Here is an 18,141-nt window from a genome sequence, read left to right on the forward strand (position 1 = left end):
GGAGAGAGGGTTATGAAAATGAAGGATAACAAAGAGTTTATCGGATATGTTGGAACATACACGAAAGAAAATAGTGAAGGAATATATAAGTTTACTTTAGACACAGAAGCAAAAAAATTAGTAATGTAACACTTGCCGCTAAGCTGGATAACCCTACATATGTAACGATTAACCGAAATAATGAATATCTCTATTCTGTTGTTAAGGAAGGCGAATCTGGCGGTGTAGCTGCTTATTCCATTGATAGTCATACTGGAGAACTAAAAGCGAAAAATAGACAAGTAGTAGAAGGTGCTTCTCCTTGTCATATTAGTGTTGATAGTGGGAATCATACAGTAGTTACAGCGAATTACCATAAAGGAACGATTGAGTCTTTTGAAATAAATGAAGAAAATGGAACTGTAAATCCTGCTTCATCTATTATGGCACATGAAGGTTCAGGTCCGAATAAAGAAAGACAAGAAAAACCACATGCACATTACGCGGGGTACACTCCTGATGAAAAATATGTAGTGGGCGTTGATTTAGGGATAGATAAAATAATTACGTATGAAGTAAAAGATAGTACATTAATAGAAGTGAATAGCCTGTCTGTGAATCCAGGAAGTGGACCAAGACACATTGCTTTTCATCCAAATGGAAAATACGCTTATGTAATGACGGAGCTTAGTTCAGAGGTTATTGCGCTAACATATAACTCGGAAGAAGGATCCTTTACAGAATTACAGTATATTTCTACTGTTCCAGAAGAGTTTGATGAAAATAATCAAGGAAGTGCGATTCATATTTCTTCTGACGGCCGTTTTGTATATGCAGGAAATCGTGGTCATAATAGTATCGCTGTTTATAGCGTAGATCAAAATTCAGGTCAGCTTACATTTGTGGAACATACATCTACAGAAGGAAATTGGCCGAGGGACTTTGTATTAGACCCTACTGAAAAGTTTCTTGTTGCTACAAATGAAAAGTCACATAATCTTGTGTTATTTTCAAGAGATGAATCTACAGGTAAGTTAACACTTTTACAATCTGATGTTGTTGTGCCAGAGCCTGTTTGTGTGAAGTTTTTAAATATATAATTTCAGATGCCTAAACAAAAGCAAAGCGATATCGCTTTGCTTTTTATTATTTCTTTTTCGGTCTACGTACTAATTCGCCGCCGCAGTTTGGACAAACGTTATGTCTTTCTTCTGTACATGGTGCGCAAAATGTACATTCATATACACAAATGTATGCTTCAGAATCTTGTTCGAGCGATTGATCGCAAATTTGACAGTTTGTTTTCATTTCTAGTGCCATAATAAGTCTCCTTTTTAGTTAGAAAATTTATAATTTAATTATAATTCATTAAATAGAAATAGTCCTTTTCAATTGAAAGGAAATCGAATGATAAAGTTATGAGTTGAAACGAAAGATGCTGGTTTATTTTAAAATTGATTATTTATTACAGTTGGAATATTATGAAATAGTCAAAAGACAACAGGGGGTATAGATTTTGACTAATCATAACGATCATTTAAAAGCAAACTGCGAAAAATGCTTCGGTCTATGTTGCGTTGCATTATCGTTCGCAGCATCGGTAGATTTTGCAGTGAATAAAGATGGTGGTAAACCATGTTCCAACTTACAATCAGATTTCAAATGTAGTATACATAAAAATCTTAGAGGAAAAGGTTATAAAGGTTGTACAGTATTTGAGTGTTTCGGTGCTGGACAGAAGATTTCTCAGGGTACGTTTAAAGGGATTGATTGGCGGAAAGATGCAAAGCATGCAAGAAAAATGTACGATGCTTTTCCAGTTATGCATCAACTTCATGAAATGCTTTGGTATTTGAATGAGGCGATTCTTTTAAAGGCAACACAGCCAATTCATAAAGAGCTGGAGAACGCAATTGAGGAGACAGAGCGACTTTCGAATTTAAATCCAGATGAGTTAATGAAAATAAATGTTCCAATGCATAGGGCAGAGGTGAACATTCTCCTTTTAGAAACGAGCGAACTAGTATGGAAGGAAATGAATACTGCGCGTAAGAAACGAATCATACACCGCGGAGCAGACCTTATGGGAGCGAATCTGAAAAAGAAAAATTTACAAGGTGCAAATTTAAGAGGAGCTTACTTAATTGCGGCTAACTTAAATGGTGCAGATTTAAGAGGAGCAGATCTCATCGGAGCAGATTTGCGAGAGGCAGATATTCGCGGGGCTGATTTTACTAATAGTATTTTTCTGACGCAAGTTCAAGTTAATGCTGCGAGAGGGGATAAGCATACGAAATTACCGAAATTATTGTCCCGTCCATCGCATTGGAGTGCGTAAAGAGTGAGGAGTGTTTAGTGTGGATATATTTCAGTATTTAGAAGAGATGCAAGAGGATGTCTTTTCGTTAGCAGTAGAGCAAATAGAAGCGAAGTATTATGATATTTGTTGCATGTTGGCGTCTACAGAATGTGCAGAGCGAATTAAAGTAATTGATTTAGAATCATATAAGGAAAGTATTCGAGTAGGTTTGGATGCAACTGTAGAAAGGGCTACTAATGAAGAAGCAAAAGCGATTTATTTTGAGTATGACCTTGATAACGAATGGGATAGTCAGTTCTATATTTGTGAGGAGTATTTTCCAATGGAAGAAGAGGATGACGATTGGGCATCTGAATGGACATATAATATTGAGGGGCCGGGGTCTGTAGAATTAGCAGATATGTATACTGAAAATGGCTTTGACACAAGTGAAAAAGCAGTCGGTATAACTTTATATTTAATTGCTAAAACGCTGTGTAGTTTTATAAGTGTACGTAGTGAAGTGCAAAGTAATATACCGATTTGTATTGGTTTTCACGACCAAGATCCAATTATGCGAACAGGCAGAGACTAAGAATCTCTGCCTGCTTTTTATTTCTTTTCAAAAGTAGTAATGAAAACGCTACATATAATGAGAATACCACCAATGAAAAAGTTACTATTTAATGTCTCATTTAATAAGAGCCAGCCAAGTAATGATCCAACGATAGGTTGGAAGAAGAAAAATAAGGAACCGATGCTTGCATCCATTAATTCTAATCCTTTATTCCAAAGGAAAAAGGCACCTGCTGTTGAGACGATTCCTAAGTATAATACGCCTAATATGACGTACGTATTTACTGTTCCGATAGAGGATGTTTGTAGTTCCCATATCATAAAAGGTGTAATAAAAAAGAGTGAAAAGAATATGGCATACGTTGTAATAACTAAGGATGAGAATTGGATTGAAGCGATTTTTACATAAATAGATAGTAAAGCCCACGTAATAGCGGCTCCAACTAAAATGATTGTTCCGATAAAATAGGAGCCGATTTCAATATCCCACCCGATTACGATAATGACGCCGATTGTCGCTATTATAGTAGATAAAAGTCTACGAGCAGTTAGTTTTTCTTTCAAAATGAGCGCTGCAAATATAACCATAAATGCAGGTGTAGCTGATGTAACTAACGAGCCTGTATGAGCGTCGGATAATTTTGTTCCGATAAATTGGCATGTGATCGAAATGAAATAGCCGATAAATCCAATCCAAGCGAAGAGGAGCCAATCTTTTTTGCGAATGGTTACTTTTTTCTTTTGCTTTTTTTCAGCTAGTTTTAAAATTCCATACAAAACAACAAAAGCGATAATAAAGCGTAGCCAAACGAGTGTTAGTGGTGGGATAAAATCGAGTACGTATTTGCTAACAACATACATACCGCCCCATATACTTGCTGCTAGTGATAAATATATAGCTCCTAAAATTGTGTGTTTCATGTAAAGTACCTCCGTCTATTTTTAGGGTATTATGAGTTCCCTAAGACGAGGCGTAGTGTATGTGTTATATGATTGCCCGTCTTAGTTTATAGACGGCCTACAGGTTGATCGTTTTCGAATGAAGTGTTGTAGTACATGCGTGCATTCCTCCTCTTTAAGTTATAATGATATTATAACTTAATTTTCTGATTATTGGAGGTTGTTATGAAATATATCGTTATAAAATCACATGTTAGCAATTATCCTAATCCAATTCGCTTAGAAGAGGGGGATGTAGTGAAAATGATAGAGAGTTACGCTGGTCCGGAAAACTGGGAAAACTGGATGTTTTGTCACGAAGAGAAGTATAACCGGAAAGGATGGGTTCCGGAGCAAATTATAAGAAAAGATATGAATGGAACAGGAATTATTATAAAACAATATACTGCGAAAGAATTAAATGTGAGTATTGGAGAAAGATTGATCGGATTAGAAGAATTGAATGGATGGGTTTGGTGCGAAGGAAGAGATGGTGAGAAGGGCTGGGTACCAAAGGAAAACTTACAAAAATATTAATAATAATATTTGATCAATAATTAGGAAACATATTTTTGCTTATGAGTATATTGGTTGTAGGATAAAAAGTAGATTAATAGAGAAAGAGGAGGAGATTATTATAACTACAACCGTTATTTCACATTTTTACAATGAAGAGTATTTATTGCCATGGTGGCTTATGCATCATACGAAACTTTTTGATCATGGTATTTTAATTAATAAAGGTTCAACAGATCGTTCCGTTGAGATTTGTAAAAAATTCGCACCGCATTGGGAGGTGCGAGATTCTGTAAATCCAGAGTTTGATGCATATGCGACAGATCATGAAGTGATGAGGATAGAACAAGAAGTACAAGGATGGAAAATGATTTTAAATACGACTGAGTTTCTTTGCGTGCAAGATAAAAATCAGTTTTGGAAATCGCTAAATGAATTGGGGGGGAGGATGTATTGGCTGGACGGGCTTATTATGGTTGATGATCCTAACTACAACTATTCGGACCTTAACTTTGGAATACCTTTAATGAAACAGCGGTTTCATGGTTATTTACCAGAGGAGTGGAGACTATGGAGAAGAGGTAGATTTATTCATAATCATGAGCATGGAAGTTATACGGTTGGAAGACATTTATCTGCGCATGAATCGATGATTTATCCACCTCTTGCCTGTATATTATGGTTTGGGTTTAGTCCGTGGAACGATGCGATGAGAAAGAGAAAATTACAAATTGGTCCGACTCTTTCTGAAGCTAGTAAGCATGGGGGAATGGGTACGCATCATATTGTTATGCCGGAAAGATTAGAAGAATGGTATAAGGAATTAGCGAGAGGAACGAAGGATTTACGTTTTAATGATGCATATCGTTATGTTTTTGTATAAATGATTTCCACCATAAAATTGTTTCTTCAATTCCTGTATTTAGATCGTATGTTGGTTTCCAGTTTACTTCAGTTTTTAAACGTTCTACATTAACCCCGACAAATAAAGGTTCATCTTTAGAGAAAGGGATTGCACCTAGTTTAATTAAATGTTCTTTTCTTATCTTTTTAGCAATGATAGAAGCTAACTCTTTAATTTGTACAGATTGACCAGAAGCGATATTGATGGTGCCTGTAACGCCGTGTTCTAATATTGTTACGAGAGCGTCAGCGACGTCACTCACATGGAGGAAATCTCTCGATTGTTTTCCATGTGTACATAGTGCTTCCTCGTTTTTTAATAAGGAAGTGATAATGTTAGAAACGAGCCGATTACCTTGTTCGTGAGGGCCATATATATGAAAAATGCGGCCCCAACACATGCTGAGGCCTGTTTGTTGTGCATACGTTTCTAGCCAGGAGTGCAGTGCATTTTTACATAAAGAATATGGGGTTTTATAGGAAAGGAGCGGTGAATCTTCAAATAATACGCCGTTAAACCATTCGTATTCTGCGCCAGTACCTGCAACGACAACACGCTTTCCGCCGCATGTTGTGAAGTGTTGAATCAATGAAATACTAGACTTTAGCCAATAGTAATTATTAATAGATACATAGCATGCTGGTGGCACTGCTTCCCAAGCAAGGTGAATGAGATGGCTTGGCTGAACGTCGTAAATGAATTGTTTTACTTCGTCATCGCGAAGCAAGTTTACTTTATGCCAATGGCAAGGGAGGTGAGAGGGTTTATTTTTATTATACGTGGCGTGCACTTCATATCCCTTTTGTATAAGTGAATGTACAACATATTTACCTATCCAGCCACTACCACCTGTTACAACAACTTTCTTCATGGCTCGATTACCTCAACTTCTGGAACCGTCACTAAAAATTTACCGCCCCATTCACGAATGAAAGAGCATTCTTTCATAATTTCGTCTTTCAAATTCCAAGGAAGTATGAAAATGTAATCCGGTTTTGTACGTTTAATTTCTGCTGGAGATTTTATTGGAATACGAGTTCCTGGTAAAAGGAGATTTTGTTTGTGAGGATTTTTATCTACTGTATAAGCTAGAAATTCTTTACCTATCCCGCAATAATTCAAAAGGGTGTTTCCCTTAGCTGGAGCACCGTAACCGATAATTTGTTTGTTTAAAGCTTTCGCTTCAATAAAAAACTTTAAAATATTTATTTTCAATTGTTCGATGCGTTTAGAAAAAAGGAGATAGCACTCTAAAGTATCTAACCCGTGGTCGACTTCTTTTTGAATTAATTTTGTAACATTGGAATGGATAGTTGATTGGGCACTTAGATGGTTTACAAAAATACGTAATGAACCACCATGCGTTGAAAGTTCTTCTACATCAACAATTTGTAAATGATGATAACTTAAAACTTTTTGAAGGCTTATAAGTGAGAAGTAGGAAAAGTGCTCATGGTAGATAGTATCGAACTGTTTAAAGGATATGAGGTTTAATAAGTGTGGGAATTCAATTGTTATCGTGCCATCTTGTTTTAATAACGTTTTTAAACCGGCAACAAAATCATGCAAGTTTGGAACGTGTGCTAATACGTTATTTGCGACGATTAAATCAGCTTGTGGCAATTTTTTTGCTAAGTCATTACTGAAAAAATTCACATGAGTAGGAATTCCTTTTTTGATAGCAATTTCTGCTACGTTTTTCGCGGGTTCAATTCCCAATGTCTCGATATTTTCTTTTTTAAAGTATTGTAATAAGTACCCATCGTTACTTGCGATTTCAATCACTTTTGAATGTTTCGTTAAGTTGAAACGCTTAATCGCCATTTCTACATATTGTTTAGCGTGTAGTAGCCAACTTGAGGAGTAAGAGCTGAAGTATAAATAGTTATGAAAAATATTTTGAGGAGATTCAAATTCATCTAGCTGTACGAGTAAACAAGAGTTACAAACAAATGTGTGCAGCGGATAAAAAGGTTCCATTTTATATGAGCTTTCAGGAGCTACAAATGAATTAGCAAGAGGGGAAACGCCCAAATCTAAAAAAGTGTTGCTTAGTAATGAGTGGCAAAAACGGCATTTTTTCTGTTCCATTTTATAGCCCCCTTATAAATTTTTGAATGCATCGATTTGTTGTCGTGTGAAAGATTCTATATTTTCACCAGATGCATATTTTTTGTACCAATCAACAGTCCAAGCGATAGCATCATCTGTTGATAACTTAGGAGTCCAGCCGAGTTTGTTTACTGCTTTTGTACTATCGAGTGTTAAAACAGGTGATTCATAAGGAGTATTTGTAGAGGAGGAAATGATTGTTAGTGGGTTATTCCATAATTTTATTACAGATTCAATGACATCATGAACGGTTCTGTTATGTTCATTCATCGGGCCGAAATTCCACGCTTCTGCATATTTAGCATCATTCCAAAGTTTCTCAGCTAAAAGGATATAGCCATGTAGAGGATCTAAAACATGTTGCCACGGACGGACGGCATATTTGTTTCGAATACACAAAGTATGATTGTGCAAATATGCCCGAATGATATCAGGGAATAATCGATCTTCTGCCCAATCACCACCGCCGATGACGTTACCAGCTCTGACTGAGGCGAGTTTCTGTGTATTAGTACGGAAGAATGATTTTTGATAGGATGTTGCTACTATTTCAGCGCAAGCTTTACTAGCGCTATAAGGGTCGAAACCTCCTAGTCGGTCATTTTCCACGAACGCTCGGTCGCCACTACCGTCATTCTCATAACATTTATCGCTTGTCACATTAATAATGGCACGTACGCTTTCGACGGACTTTGCTGCTTCTAGCACGTGGACAGTACCTAAAACATTCGTTTTGAATGTATCGATAGGATTTTTGTATGAAGCGGTTACGATTGGCTGAGCTGCTAAATGAAATATTATGTCAGGTTTATGCTGCTTCATGGCATGAAATAAAGAATGGTAATCTGTAATATCGCCTTTCATTGTCGTGCACTCTTTTGCTACGTTACCTTGTTCAAAAATGTTAGGAATGGATGGGGGATGAGAAGAAAAGCCTACTACTTCTGCACCTAAAGAACTTAAGAAAAGGGTGAGCCAGGAGCCTTTAAATCCAGTATGTCCCGTAATAAATACTTTTTTCTTATTCCAAAAAGATGATGAAGCCATATTACCAAACCTTCCACGGAGCGTTATTACTTTCCCATAGCTCGACTAATTTATTTTTATCGCGCAATGTATCCATCGGATGCCAAAAACCAGAATGTTGATATGCGGCCAATTCATTTTTGTTTACTAACTGAACTAAAGTGTCTGTTTCAAAAACAGACTTATCTCCACTAATGTAATTGAAAACTTCAGGATTTAAAACGAAAAATCCACCGTTAACCCATCCGCCATCACCTAATGGTTTTTCTTGAAAAGATGTTACAGACTGTTTATCTAATATGAGAGAACCAAATCTACCAGGAGGTTGTACGGCAGTAACAGTAGCTATTTTTCCATGTTTTTTATGGAATGTAATAAGTTCTTTTATATTTACATTACTTAATCCATCACCATAAGTGAGGCAGAAAGGTTCGTCTCCGACATAATTTTGAATCTTTTTCACTCGGCCACCCGTTTCGGTATTTACACCAGTATCGATTAGTGTAACTTTCCATGGTTCTACACGATGAGAATGGCTAGTAATTGTATTATCGTTTAACTGTATTGTGAAATCAGACATGTGTAAGTTGTAATTTAGAAAGAACTCTTTAATTGCATATCCTTTATAGCCTAAGCAAATAATAAACTCAGTAATCCCGTAATGACTATACAAACTCATAATGTGCCATAGAATGGGTTTTGTTCCAATTTCAATCATAGGTTTCGGTTTTAAATGTGTTTCTTCCCCAATTCTTGTACCGTACCCACCAGCAAGAATAACAGCTTTCATTTTTTCCTCCTAAAATAAAAATTTATTATTTATACAGTATTCATGTTTTATGCAAATGAAATTGTTTTTGATTAAGTGAATGAAAATGTTTGAGGTGATGACGATGCAGAAAATATTACGGTTTGAATTTTGGAAATAATTCTTGATATTCAGGGTTATGACGGAGGTCTTGTGTTAGGTTACTAAGCTCTAAAAAACGTATGTCCAGTACTTCAGGAGATTGACCGTAATGTGTTTGAAGTCCCATTTGAACACCCCTTTTTGAAAGGGTAGGTGTAATTTGTAATTTTCTTGCCTTTGATTGTTCATTCCAAGGGCTAAAATAAAATTTTAAAATAAATGAAGGATAGTCATAAATTATATATCCGTGTCGCGAATGATGTCTACCAGGTAAATATGCACCGTCTAGATGATTGTGAATAAATCTCCAAGCACATCCGAGATTTGGGTTATAAGGGAAGACACCGTGGTATCGCTGTTCTACTAAGGGGATAGAATATCTAGGCTTTGAATAATTATAATTATGATTATCTATCATTAAAATCATTCTAATCGCATACATGTTTTGGCCTAGTGTATGAAGAGATGAAAAAAATTCTTCAGTATTATTACAACAAAAGAATTCAGTAGTATTTAAAACGATTTTCCAACCTGAAACTTCTCTTTCAATTTCCATCACTTCAATATCAGTATTAGTTGGATCAAACTCAAGAAATCTTGAATTTCGTACTTCCCAGTGGGGTGCTAATAGTTTACAAATCTCTACGGAACGATCTGTAGACCCTCTATTAATTAAAATGCCGTGATCGAATATTTTCGTGTGATGCATAAGCCACCATGGAAGTAGGTATTCTTCATTATAAAAATGAGAAATGATTGTCTTTTTCATATTAATTCCCTCCTATACAAGCAATCATTATTAGTAGGATATGCTTTTAAATAAGAAAGGTTAAAAGTGGCAGACAATGTAGTGATTAGGTAGTAGTTTAGTAATTTTATTGTATAAGTGTAGATTTCTCGTATTGAATCATCATAGGAGGAGATTGGAATTTTGTATAAATTGTGAATAATAAACCGTCACGTTTGACTGTACAGTTTATGTGTTGTATGATGTAAGTAATATAAACAAGGGGGGAAGATCGTTGGGAAGGTGTATCGAATCGGACAGTTGGCTCTCATGGCTCACGTGTCGAAACGAACGATTGATTATTATACGAATCTAGGTATCTTAAAAGCGGAGCGATCTCAATCTAATTATCGCTATTACGACGAAACAGCATTTGAGACATTACAATTTATTGAGAAGTGCAAAGAAATGCATATGCCGCTTTGTGAGATTAAAGAGAAAATCGAGGAGAAGAAGAAGCTGCTCGGTATCAATGAACACGTTTCGAAACAAGTGAATGAAGTGACAGACCATATTCATCAATTAGAAGTGGAACTTACTGAGTTAAAGCCGCTTTTAGATGGATTGACTGATTCACAACGTGAAAAAATATCGAAATCTTTATCTGGTCAAACGACAGCTTTAATACAGACACTTGCTCTATTATTATAGAATAAGTGAAATCCGACCTCTTTAATTTTTGTATCGGGCTATGTTTTCTAACAAACAAATAAGAAAACATTATAGTATACAGGAGGTGGACACCTTAGTTTTTTAACTAAGGGGATTCATTGGAAATATTTAATTTAGTCATGGTTGCGATTTTAATCGCATTTACTGGATTTTTCGTAGCAGCAGAGTTTGCGATTGTAAAGATACGTTCAAGTCGTATCGATCAGCTTGTTGCGGAAGGAAAACGCGGTGCTTTAGCAGCGAAAAAGGTAACAACAAATTTAGATGAATATTTATCTGCTTGTCAATTAGGTATTACAGTTACAGCTATGGGATTAGGTTGGTTAGGTGAACCGACAATCGAAAAGTTATTACACCCGTTATTTGAGAAATGGAACTTAAATCCTTCTATTTCATCAGTATTAACATTTGGTCTTGCTTTTATGATTATGACGTATTTACACGTTGTAGTAGGGGAATTAGCTCCGAAAACGATGGCAATTCAAAAGGCTGAAAGGGTAACGTTATTATTGGCAGGTCCATTAATGATGTTCTATAAAGTAATGTATCCATTTATTTGGGTATTGAACGGTTCAGCACGTGTGATAACTGGTTTATTCGGTTTAAAGCCAGCTTCAGAACATGAAGTAGCTCATACAGAAGAAGAATTACGTCTTATCCTTTCAGATAGCTATGAAAGTGGCGAAATTAATCAAGCTGAATACAAGTATGTAAATAACATTTTTGAATTTGATAATCGAATTGCAAAAGAGATTATGGTACCGCGAACAGAAATCGTTGGTTTCTACCTGGAAGATTCAGTAGAAGAACACATGAAAGTAATCCAAAATGAGCGATACACACGTTATCCGATTTTTGGAGAAGATAAAGATGATATTATCGGTATGGTCAACGTAAAAGATTTCTTTATTCGATATATGACCGAGGATCAAAAAGATTTATCATCTATTCGCTCGTATATGCGTCCGATTATTGAAGTGATGGAAACGACTCCAATTCACGATTTATTACTTCAAATGCAGAAGAAGCGAATTCCGATGGCTGTTTTATATGATGAGTACGGAGGAACAGCCGGAATTGTAACGCTTGAAGATATCTTGGAGGAAATCGTAGGCGAAATTCGTGACGAATATGATGAAGATGAAGCACCACCAATCCAACATGTAAACGAGCAACATATCATTGTTGATGGAAAAGTGCTTATCTCAGAAGTGAAAGATTTATTTGGATTACACATCGAAGAAGATGATGTGGATACAATCGGTGGATGGATTATGATGCAAAATCATGAAATCGAAGAAGGACAACACGTTGAGGCGGAAGGTTATGAATTTAAAGTGTTAGAAAAAGACGCTTACCAAATTAAACGTGTTGAAATTCGTAAGATGGAACAAGAACAAGAAGAAGAGAAAGCAGCAACTGTGTAAGTTGCTGCTTTTCTTCTAAAAGTACAAAAAATGAGAACTTAGGAGCGGATATTTTGATTCAAGAAGCCTTACGTGTATATCGATTACAATTGTATGTGATCTTTAGTGGTTTACTACTTATGTGGACGATTACTCCGTTTGGAAAACAAGTGACAGGGTTCGGTATTGGATTAGCAGTAAGCGCCTATTGTCTTTGGTTATTAGCTCGCAGAGTGGAGAAACTCGGAAAAAGTATCGTAATGAAGGAAAAGGCTCCTGGATTAGGAGTTTTAAACCGATTTGCAGCTGCTATTTTAGGAGCTATCATCATGTATGAAATTGAGCATGAGATGGAAATGTGGGCATTCGGTACAGGTATTTTAGGTGGTCACTTTTTAATGATTGCAAATTTAGCGTATGCAAATATGCAGTTAGTGAAAGAAGAAGAGAAGCAAAGGGAACATGCTTCGAAAAACATAGAGCTATGATGAAAGGGACCTAATCGGGTTCCTTTTTTATTTTAGTAATTTGATACAAGTAACCAAATTAACGACAAATATAATACGCTTCTTTTTTGTGTTTTTCAATACTATGAAAAATAATAAAAATTTTTAAAAAACCCATCGATTTCTAAAGGTTATGTATGTTATTATGACAAAAGACTTTTTGAAAGAGGTGGATACCAATGTTACAAGCGCTACTTATTTTTGTGCTTCAAATTATTTACGTTCCCATTTTAACAATCCGTACGATTTTGCTTGTAAAGAATCAAACAAGATCCGCTGCTGGTGTTGGATTGTTAGAAGGAGCTATTTACATTGTCAGTTTAGGTATTGTGTTTCAAGATTTATCAAATTGGATGAACATCGTTGCCTATGTCATTGGCTTTAGTGCGGGACTGTTATTAGGCGGTTATATAGAGAATAAATTAGCAATTGGTTATATTACGTATCAAGTTAGTTTACTAGACCGTTGTAATGAATTAGTAGATGAATTACGTCACTCTGGATTTGGCGTTACAGTATTTGAGGGCGAAGGTATTAATTCTATACGTTATCGCTTAGATATCGTCGCAAAGCGTTCTAGGGAGAAAGAGCTTTTAGAAATCATTAATGAAATTGCACCGAAAGCGTTTATGTCTTCGTATGAAATTCGCTCGTTTAAGGGTGGATATTTAACGAAGGCGATGAAGAAAAGAGCGTTAATGAAAAAGAAAGATGAACATGCATCGTAAAAAAGAGGAGTAGTGCTGCATTAAAAGCGCAGTATAAGTCCAAATGTAAAAGGGAGGAATCTATTTTGATGTAGATTCCTCTCTTTTTTATTGTTAATTGAAAAACTAAATCGTATAATTATTTTTTCTACTCATCCTCAAATTAATGATTAGCCATATAACTTGAAAAAATACCGGTATGATAAACGCGATTAATATAACGATAAGTGATATTGATTTAATTTCAGGTGTTTGAATAACACCAGCACCATCAACCTCTCGTAACCAAATAATAGCGGCCCATATTCCAAAAACGATAATCCAAAATAGGTTACCAATCCACCAAGAAATCCATCGTTTTTTCATGTTAGCACCCCTTACATTTATCTACTGTTAAAAGTATATTTTCGTTCGTTACATTTATAATGAAACAACTTTAAAATTAGTTTTTAACTGTATATCTAACTTGTTTGAAGGTTACTATTTCTCCATCATCATTATCATCTTTCGTTTGCAAAAGTTGAACTTTTGGTTTGTAGTCTGTCCGATGAGCGTGTTCGATATCTTTAATGTTAAGCTTGTAGGATTCACCATTCTTTAGCTTTTGTTCTAACACTTTTTTATTAGCAACATAAATAAAAGTTACTTTATTTTCATCAATTCCCTCTGTCTTAATTTCTAACTCATTATCTTTTGCTGTGATCGTTGGTGTTAATAATTCCATACTGCCTTTCCCGTTTTCTAAAGAATTCTCTGCTATAGTTGAACATCCTGATAGTATGATTCCGGTGAATAGAAGAACAAGTAATTTCCTTTTCATAACATCCCCTCCGATTCTATGTGATTTTTGATTTTGGCATTGTTAGACTGCTAGTGTGGAGCGTAAATGTTTAGCTAGTACTCTTTTTATTGTACCATAATATGTAAATTAAAAAAGGCTGTATATCCAATGTAAGAGAGACTGAAAAATTTACTTATTGTTGTAAATTCGTGTGTTTTAGCTTCTAGTTCAATCGAAATGTAGACAGGAGAAAGAAATTTTTTGTGGGAATTACAATTTTTACATTTTACAATAATGATAGGGAATAGATGAATTCATTCACTTCGGAGGTAGTTATTTGAACATTAACGAGAGGGCAATTGAAATGTTTGAACAAAATAAATATGAGGAAGCAATGGAACTTTTTCAACAAGCAGTACATAAATCTAGAGGGGTACAATCTCTCAATAATCTGGCTTGGATGTACTTTTATGAGGAAGAGAACGATAAGAAAGCTCTTGAATTAATAAAAGAAGTTGTTAAGTTGAATCCTTCTTCATACTTTCCCTATAACATCTTAGGGGACATTTACATGAAACAAGAAAAATGGACAGAAGCGAAAGAAGCATTAAAAAAGTCTATTTCGATTCAACCATCAGATGAAGCATATCATAATGTAGCTGTAGCTCATTATAACCTTGGAGAGCTGGAAAAAGCTTCAGAATTTTTCTTGCGAGTTGCAGGGGATTCGGACTATATCATGTATAGCTATGTAAAATGTTTAATTGATTTAGAACGAACGACAGAAGCAAAAGAGAAGTTAGATACTTTTAACAGGGAATCTGATAATTTTTTAGGGGAAATTAATGTAGCAGATTTATATGTTGAATTGAATTGCTATAAAGAAGCAATTGAATGGTTCGAAAAGGGATATAAAGAATGCTGGAAAAGTCCTAATTGGATTGGTAGATTTGTGTATGCTCTATATAAAACGAATAATTTCTCCCGTATAAATGAAGTTATACGGGAATCTATCGAAGCGAAAACAGCAGATATAGAAGATGTTCAGAATGAAGAAGTAGAAGAAAACTGGACAGAAAATGATAAGAAAGAGTTAGTTGAGGAATATACAGAAGAGAATAATTGTTATAAAACAATGGTAGAACGTATCAAATCTGGATATGTTCCAGGGTTAGAATTTGAAACGGATTTTATAGGTGGGTGCTATTTGTTTGGTTGTAAAAGGCATAATCATCTTGAATATGAACAATAAAAAGATTCGACTGTCACATATGATGGTCGAATCTTTTTCGTTATAGGTCGCTTGTATTACATAGGTGTATATCCTCTTTAGAGGCCACTTTTTTTATATTCAAAATATGTAGTGAAATAAAACCAATAAGTCCTATTCCGCCAAAAATAAGCCATGGTGTATACATTCCGCTTAAGTTGGATGTAAAAGATGTACCGGTATAATTACCAATGATAAAACCAAATGCGAGTGATAGTTGATAAAATCCGAAGAAAGTGGCTGTATATGATTCATTACTGTAATTTGCAATAGCGATATCAGCGTTAGGTAATACGAGTGTTTCACCGATTGTAAATAAAATTACACAAATAAAGAGCCAATATGGGTGTTGAAATAAAGGAATGAGTAAAAAGGAAATACTCATTAATAAAACACCGTATTTAATAATCGAAAGTGTGTTGTATTTGTGGAATAATTTTCGGAATAATACCATAAATATGACGCCTGTTATCGCATTTATCGTAATAACGAGTGTAGCAAGTTGATTGCTATTACTAATGTTTTTCATATGAAGTGGAAGTGCGACAGTAAGCTGAGTAAACATAATATAGAAGAAAATCATGATAAAGGAAAACAGAAGGAAAGATTTGTTTTGTAAGATGACCTGTATTCCTAATGTAATAGACGTGTTTTCAGTAGTGACTTGGAAGTGATTTTTAAGTAAGTAAAAAATAAAAGCAAATAACAGCATAAGAGATCCTGTTAGAGAGAAAGCGTAGAGTGGATCGAGTAAGAGTAAGAATCCTCCTGCAATTGGTCCGATTATTGCACCGCAATTAAAGCTAAGGTTTAAATATGTAAATAAATTTTTTCTCAAATGAGCTGGCTGTGAGCCAAATATAGCGCGAGCGGCAGGTTCGTAAAATGCAGTTCCGAAGCCAATAAGTGCAGAAGAAATAGAAATTGTATAGAAATCAGAGCATATTCCTAAAGCGATAAATCCGACTCCTCTTAAAAATAATCCGGCTATCATCATAATGATATAGCCTATTTTGTCAGCAATTAACCCTGAGAATAATGGGATAACTCGTGATGTAATTGTCATAATCGTCAACACTGTTCCTACTTGGACAGCAGAAAAATGAAGAAAGGTTAATAGATAAATAGCTAAAAATGCGTATACTGCAAAATACCCAAAAGACATAAAAAATGAAGAAATAAGCATGAAACGTATCGGTGTTGAGAAACCTTTCATAGAAATCCTCCTAATTATGTAACTAGTAAAATTATTTGATGGTTAACTATTTTATACTATAATTATACATAAAGTCAGAAAAAAGTAAATTTTAAGAAGAAGGTGGATCGAATTGAATCAAAACGCTCCAAATGAACTAGAATATATTCGGGAATTTTTAAATACATGGAGAATACCAAACGATACGAGAGAGCCAATTGATTTGCTGCAAACAAAAGAAGATATAAAGCTCTTTATGAAAGAATATTTTGATGAAGAGTTTCCATTTCATAGGATAGAGGAATTAAGAGGTTTTCGAGAAGATATTCGGATGACAATTGAAGGCAAAGGATCATTGCAAAAATGGTTAGAGAAATACCCATTTCATGTACATATAAAGGATGATATGAAAGGTATTACATATGAACCAGTATATGAAAAGAATGTGTATACAAAAGTGTTAAGCATTGTATTAATGTCAATTCAAGAAAATGTGTGGGGAAGGTTAAAAGCATGTCCAGATTGTCGCTGGGTATTTTATGATCATTCGCGAAATGGAAGTAAAAGATGGTGCGGTATGTATGCTGGAGAAGAAGGAGGAAGAGCATGCGGTACGATTGCGAAAGTGAAAAACTACCGGGCGAAGAGAAAAGGGCGATCTGGTTATGATATGTAAGTAATATTAGAGAAAGAAAAATGGATGGGGGGAATGTAAAATATGAAAGGTACGCAAATGTTAGCTTTAAATAAAAAGTGTTGGGATACAGTTGCACCTTATTTTTTCAAGTGGATTGTTTACCGAAATACGGACCGTATACGGCATCTGAAGATGAGATTCATTTGTTCGATTCAATTAAAGATAAAAAGGTACTTGATATTGGGTGTGGAAGTGGACATTCGTTGCAGTATATGGCGGAACATGGCGCAGAAGAATTGTGGGGACTTGATCTTTCGAGAACACAAATTGAAACGGCACATGAAACGTTACAGTCGTGGAATCCAAAGTTAATATGTGGAGCAATGGAAGAGGAAGGAGATATTCCGAAAGGGTATTTTGATATTGTATATTCCATTTATGCATTAGGTTGGACTTCAGATTTAAGAAAAACGTTGGAACTGATTTATTCATATGTAAAGCCAGGAGGAAGTTTTATTTTTAGTTGGGAGCACCTAGTATATTCAAGTTTACAGTATGGTACAGAAGAAGTTGCTATAAAGTCTTCTTATCATGAGGAAACGCCCATTACGTTTGAAACATTTAAAGGAGAAAATGTACAAGCGACATTATATAAGAGAAAAATAAGTACATACATAAATGAGTTAAATAGAGCGGGATTTAAAATTGAGAGAATAGAAGAGCCTGAATCATCAAGCTCGTTTGATGGAGAACTAGCTGAGCCGTCTACGAAGTATTATTCCTTATATAAAGCTAGAATGGTGCCGACTACTTTTATTATTAAAGCTAGAAAGTAAAGTGTTTTTATAAAAGAAGCCTATGATTTCAAATAGATGAAATGATAGGCTTCTTTATTTTAAAAAAATGAGGTCAAAGGTGT

Annotated in this window: 21 protein-coding genes and 2 pseudogenes; 13 read left to right on the forward strand and 10 right to left on the reverse strand. The window is 35.1% G+C overall.

The features are described 5' to 3' along the window. The first annotated feature begins 12 nt into the window (after positions 1–12). The gene (locus tag HMPREF1014_RS32055; RefSeq protein ID WP_002198017.1) at positions 13–129 is read left to right on the forward strand and encodes a beta-propeller fold lactonase family protein; all 117 of its coding nucleotides are present in this window, start codon (positions 13–15) and stop codon (positions 127–129) included. After that, positions 103–1,079 (forward strand): annotated as a pseudogene (locus tag HMPREF1014_RS07980) (lactonase family protein); the annotation flags it as partial. The gene HMPREF1014_RS32055 and the pseudogene HMPREF1014_RS07980, both read left to right, overlap by 27 nt. Positions 1,080–1,125: 46 nt before the next feature. Here HMPREF1014_RS07980 and HMPREF1014_RS07985 read toward each other — a convergent pair. Continuing rightward, a complete protein-coding gene (locus HMPREF1014_RS07985) occupies positions 1,126–1,299 on the reverse strand; it encodes a DUF1272 domain-containing protein (RefSeq protein WP_001162788.1) in 174 nt (57 codons plus the stop codon). 196 nt (positions 1,300–1,495) lie between these two features. Between HMPREF1014_RS07985 and HMPREF1014_RS07990 the strand changes: the two genes are divergently transcribed. Together HMPREF1014_RS07990 and HMPREF1014_RS07995 are read left to right on the forward strand one after the other, a co-directional pair. Continuing rightward, on the forward strand, positions 1,496–2,317 hold the full coding sequence (locus HMPREF1014_RS07990) for a pentapeptide repeat-containing protein (RefSeq protein WP_000181452.1): 822 nt from the start codon (positions 1,496–1,498) through the stop codon (positions 2,315–2,317). 19 nt (positions 2,318–2,336) lie between these two features. Next, entirely contained in the window at positions 2,337–2,873 is a 537-nt protein-coding gene (locus tag HMPREF1014_RS07995; RefSeq protein WP_000350936.1) for a hypothetical protein, read from the forward strand. 17 nt (positions 2,874–2,890) lie between these two features. Here HMPREF1014_RS07995 and HMPREF1014_RS08000 read toward each other — a convergent pair whose 3' ends face one another. Beyond that, positions 2,891–3,775 (reverse strand): DMT family transporter, encoded by an 885-nt coding sequence (locus tag HMPREF1014_RS08000; RefSeq protein WP_000683262.1) that lies wholly within the window; start codon positions 3,773–3,775, stop codon positions 2,891–2,893. A 204-nt stretch (positions 3,776–3,979) separates the two neighbouring features. On the opposite strand from HMPREF1014_RS08000, the gene HMPREF1014_RS08005 reads away from it, so the two are divergent. Then, complete coding sequence (locus tag HMPREF1014_RS08005) at positions 3,980–4,330, forward strand: SH3 domain-containing protein (RefSeq protein WP_000875289.1); 351 nt, start codon at positions 3,980–3,982, stop codon at positions 4,328–4,330. A gap of 61 nt (positions 4,331–4,391) precedes the next feature. Further along, a complete protein-coding gene (locus HMPREF1014_RS08010; RefSeq protein ID WP_084796633.1) occupies positions 4,392–5,192 on the forward strand; it encodes a glycosyltransferase family 2 protein in 801 nt (266 codons plus the stop codon). On the opposite strand, the gene HMPREF1014_RS08015 is transcribed toward HMPREF1014_RS08010, so the two are convergent. From HMPREF1014_RS08015 to HMPREF1014_RS08035, 5 genes are all read right to left on the reverse strand, one after another. Further along, positions 5,161–6,084 carry an NAD-dependent epimerase/dehydratase family protein gene (locus HMPREF1014_RS08015; RefSeq protein WP_000758369.1) on the reverse strand — a complete coding sequence of 308 codons (924 nt, stop codon included), beginning with the start codon at positions 6,082–6,084 and terminating at the stop codon, positions 5,161–5,163. The genes HMPREF1014_RS08010 and HMPREF1014_RS08015 overlap by 32 nt on opposite strands. Continuing rightward, positions 6,081–7,304 (reverse strand): class I SAM-dependent methyltransferase, encoded by a 1,224-nt coding sequence (locus HMPREF1014_RS08020; RefSeq protein ID WP_000435746.1) that lies wholly within the window; start codon positions 7,302–7,304, stop codon positions 6,081–6,083. Before HMPREF1014_RS08020 ends, HMPREF1014_RS08015 begins: the two co-directional genes overlap by 4 nt. A gap of 12 nt (positions 7,305–7,316) precedes the next feature. Further along, positions 7,317–8,372 carry a CDP-glucose 4,6-dehydratase gene (gene rfbG / locus HMPREF1014_RS08025; protein ID WP_000168656.1) on the reverse strand — a complete coding sequence of 352 codons (1,056 nt, stop codon included), beginning with the start codon at positions 8,370–8,372 and terminating at the stop codon, positions 7,317–7,319. A 1-nt stretch (position 8,373) separates the two neighbouring features. After that, positions 8,374–9,141: a glucose-1-phosphate cytidylyltransferase gene (gene rfbF / locus HMPREF1014_RS08030; RefSeq protein WP_000648802.1), complete on the reverse strand. Its 768-nt coding sequence runs from the start codon at positions 9,139–9,141 to the stop codon at positions 8,374–8,376. Positions 9,142–9,256: 115 nt separating this feature from the next. Beyond that, on the reverse strand, positions 9,257–10,030 hold the full coding sequence (locus tag HMPREF1014_RS08035) for a glycosyltransferase family 2 protein (RefSeq protein WP_000750973.1): 774 nt from the start codon (positions 10,028–10,030) through the stop codon (positions 9,257–9,259). A 261-nt stretch (positions 10,031–10,291) separates the two neighbouring features. Here HMPREF1014_RS08035 and HMPREF1014_RS08040 point away from each other — a divergent pair, with 261 nt between their 5' ends. From HMPREF1014_RS08040 to HMPREF1014_RS08055, 4 genes are all read left to right on the forward strand, one after another. Continuing rightward, positions 10,292–10,699 carry a MerR family transcriptional regulator gene (locus HMPREF1014_RS08040; RefSeq protein WP_000285635.1) on the forward strand — a complete coding sequence of 136 codons (408 nt, stop codon included), beginning with the start codon at positions 10,292–10,294 and terminating at the stop codon, positions 10,697–10,699. A 119-nt stretch (positions 10,700–10,818) separates the two neighbouring features. After that, entirely contained in the window at positions 10,819–12,147 is a 1,329-nt protein-coding gene (locus tag HMPREF1014_RS08045; RefSeq protein WP_000402258.1) for a hemolysin family protein, read from the forward strand. Between the two features lie 53 nt (positions 12,148–12,200). Continuing rightward, a complete protein-coding gene (locus HMPREF1014_RS08050; RefSeq protein WP_000613876.1) occupies positions 12,201–12,614 on the forward strand; it encodes an ATP synthase subunit I in 414 nt (137 codons plus the stop codon). Positions 12,615–12,811: 197 nt separating this feature from the next. After that, on the forward strand, positions 12,812–13,360 hold the full coding sequence (locus HMPREF1014_RS08055) for a DUF2179 domain-containing protein (protein ID WP_000938438.1): 549 nt from the start codon (positions 12,812–12,814) through the stop codon (positions 13,358–13,360). 105 nt (positions 13,361–13,465) lie between these two features. Here HMPREF1014_RS08055 and HMPREF1014_RS08060 read toward each other — a convergent pair whose 3' ends face one another. Further along, positions 13,466–13,705 (reverse strand): DUF3923 family protein, encoded by a 240-nt coding sequence (locus tag HMPREF1014_RS08060; protein ID WP_000747695.1) that lies wholly within the window; start codon positions 13,703–13,705, stop codon positions 13,466–13,468. Positions 13,706–13,781: 76 nt separating this feature from the next. Then, entirely contained in the window at positions 13,782–14,159 is a 378-nt protein-coding gene (locus HMPREF1014_RS08065; protein ID WP_000823780.1) for a hypothetical protein, read from the reverse strand. 298 nt (positions 14,160–14,457) lie between these two features. Between HMPREF1014_RS08065 and HMPREF1014_RS08070 the strand changes: the two genes are divergently transcribed. Next, a complete protein-coding gene (locus HMPREF1014_RS08070) occupies positions 14,458–15,372 on the forward strand; it encodes a tetratricopeptide repeat protein (protein WP_001024486.1) in 915 nt (304 codons plus the stop codon). A 40-nt stretch (positions 15,373–15,412) separates the two neighbouring features. Here HMPREF1014_RS08070 and HMPREF1014_RS08075 read toward each other — a convergent pair whose 3' ends face one another. Next, entirely contained in the window at positions 15,413–16,606 is a 1,194-nt protein-coding gene (locus tag HMPREF1014_RS08075; RefSeq protein ID WP_000675759.1) for an MDR family MFS transporter, read from the reverse strand. 112 nt (positions 16,607–16,718) lie between these two features. Here HMPREF1014_RS08075 and HMPREF1014_RS08080 point away from each other — a divergent pair, with 112 nt between their 5' ends. Together HMPREF1014_RS08080 and HMPREF1014_RS08085 are read left to right on the forward strand one after the other, a co-directional pair. Beyond that, a complete protein-coding gene (locus HMPREF1014_RS08080; RefSeq protein WP_001072940.1) occupies positions 16,719–17,261 on the forward strand; it encodes a CGNR zinc finger domain-containing protein in 543 nt (180 codons plus the stop codon). A gap of 42 nt (positions 17,262–17,303) precedes the next feature. After that, a pseudogene (locus tag HMPREF1014_RS08085) lies at positions 17,304–18,058 on the forward strand (class I SAM-dependent methyltransferase). The last annotated feature ends 83 nt before the right edge of the window (positions 18,059–18,141 follow it).

It is taken from the genome of Bacillus sp. 7_6_55CFAA_CT2 (genome assembly GCF_000238655.1).
Classification (GTDB): domain Bacteria; phylum Bacillota; class Bacilli; order Bacillales; family Bacillaceae_G; genus Bacillus_A; species Bacillus_A cereus.

Bases quoted from the DNA above. Each gene is read 5' to 3' on its own strand.
- HMPREF1014_RS32055 (WP_002198017.1), top strand. From the start codon at position 13: ATGAAAATGAAGGATAACAAAGAGTTTATCGGATATGTTGGAACATAC.
- HMPREF1014_RS07985 (WP_001162788.1), bottom strand. From the start codon at position 1,299: ATGGCACTAGAAATGAAAACAAACTGTCAAATTTGCGATCAATCGCTC.
- HMPREF1014_RS08000 (WP_000683262.1), bottom strand. From the start codon at position 3,775: ATGAAACACACAATTTTAGGAGCTATATATTTATCACTAGCAGCAAGT.
- HMPREF1014_RS08005 (WP_000875289.1), top strand. From the start codon at position 3,980: ATGAAATATATCGTTATAAAATCACATGTTAGCAATTATCCTAATCCA.
- HMPREF1014_RS08015 (WP_000758369.1), bottom strand. From the start codon at position 6,084: ATGAAGAAAGTTGTTGTAACAGGTGGTAGTGGCTGGATAGGTAAATAT.
- HMPREF1014_RS08020 (WP_000435746.1), bottom strand. From the start codon at position 7,304: ATGGAACAGAAAAAATGCCGTTTTTGCCACTCATTACTAAGCAACACT.
- rfbG (WP_000168656.1), bottom strand. From the start codon at position 8,372: ATGGCTTCATCATCTTTTTGGAATAAGAAAAAAGTATTTATTACGGGA.
- rfbF (WP_000648802.1), bottom strand. From the start codon at position 9,141: ATGAAAGCTGTTATTCTTGCTGGTGGGTACGGTACAAGAATTGGGGAA.
- HMPREF1014_RS08035 (WP_000750973.1), bottom strand. From the start codon at position 10,030: ATGAAAAAGACAATCATTTCTCATTTTTATAATGAAGAATACCTACTT.
- HMPREF1014_RS08055 (WP_000938438.1), top strand. From the start codon at position 12,812: ATGTTACAAGCGCTACTTATTTTTGTGCTTCAAATTATTTACGTTCCC.
- HMPREF1014_RS08060 (WP_000747695.1), bottom strand. From the start codon at position 13,705: ATGAAAAAACGATGGATTTCTTGGTGGATTGGTAACCTATTTTGGATT.
- HMPREF1014_RS08065 (WP_000823780.1), bottom strand. From the start codon at position 14,159: ATGAAAAGGAAATTACTTGTTCTTCTATTCACCGGAATCATACTATCA.
- HMPREF1014_RS08075 (WP_000675759.1), bottom strand. From the start codon at position 16,606: ATGAAAGGTTTCTCAACACCGATACGTTTCATGCTTATTTCTTCATTT.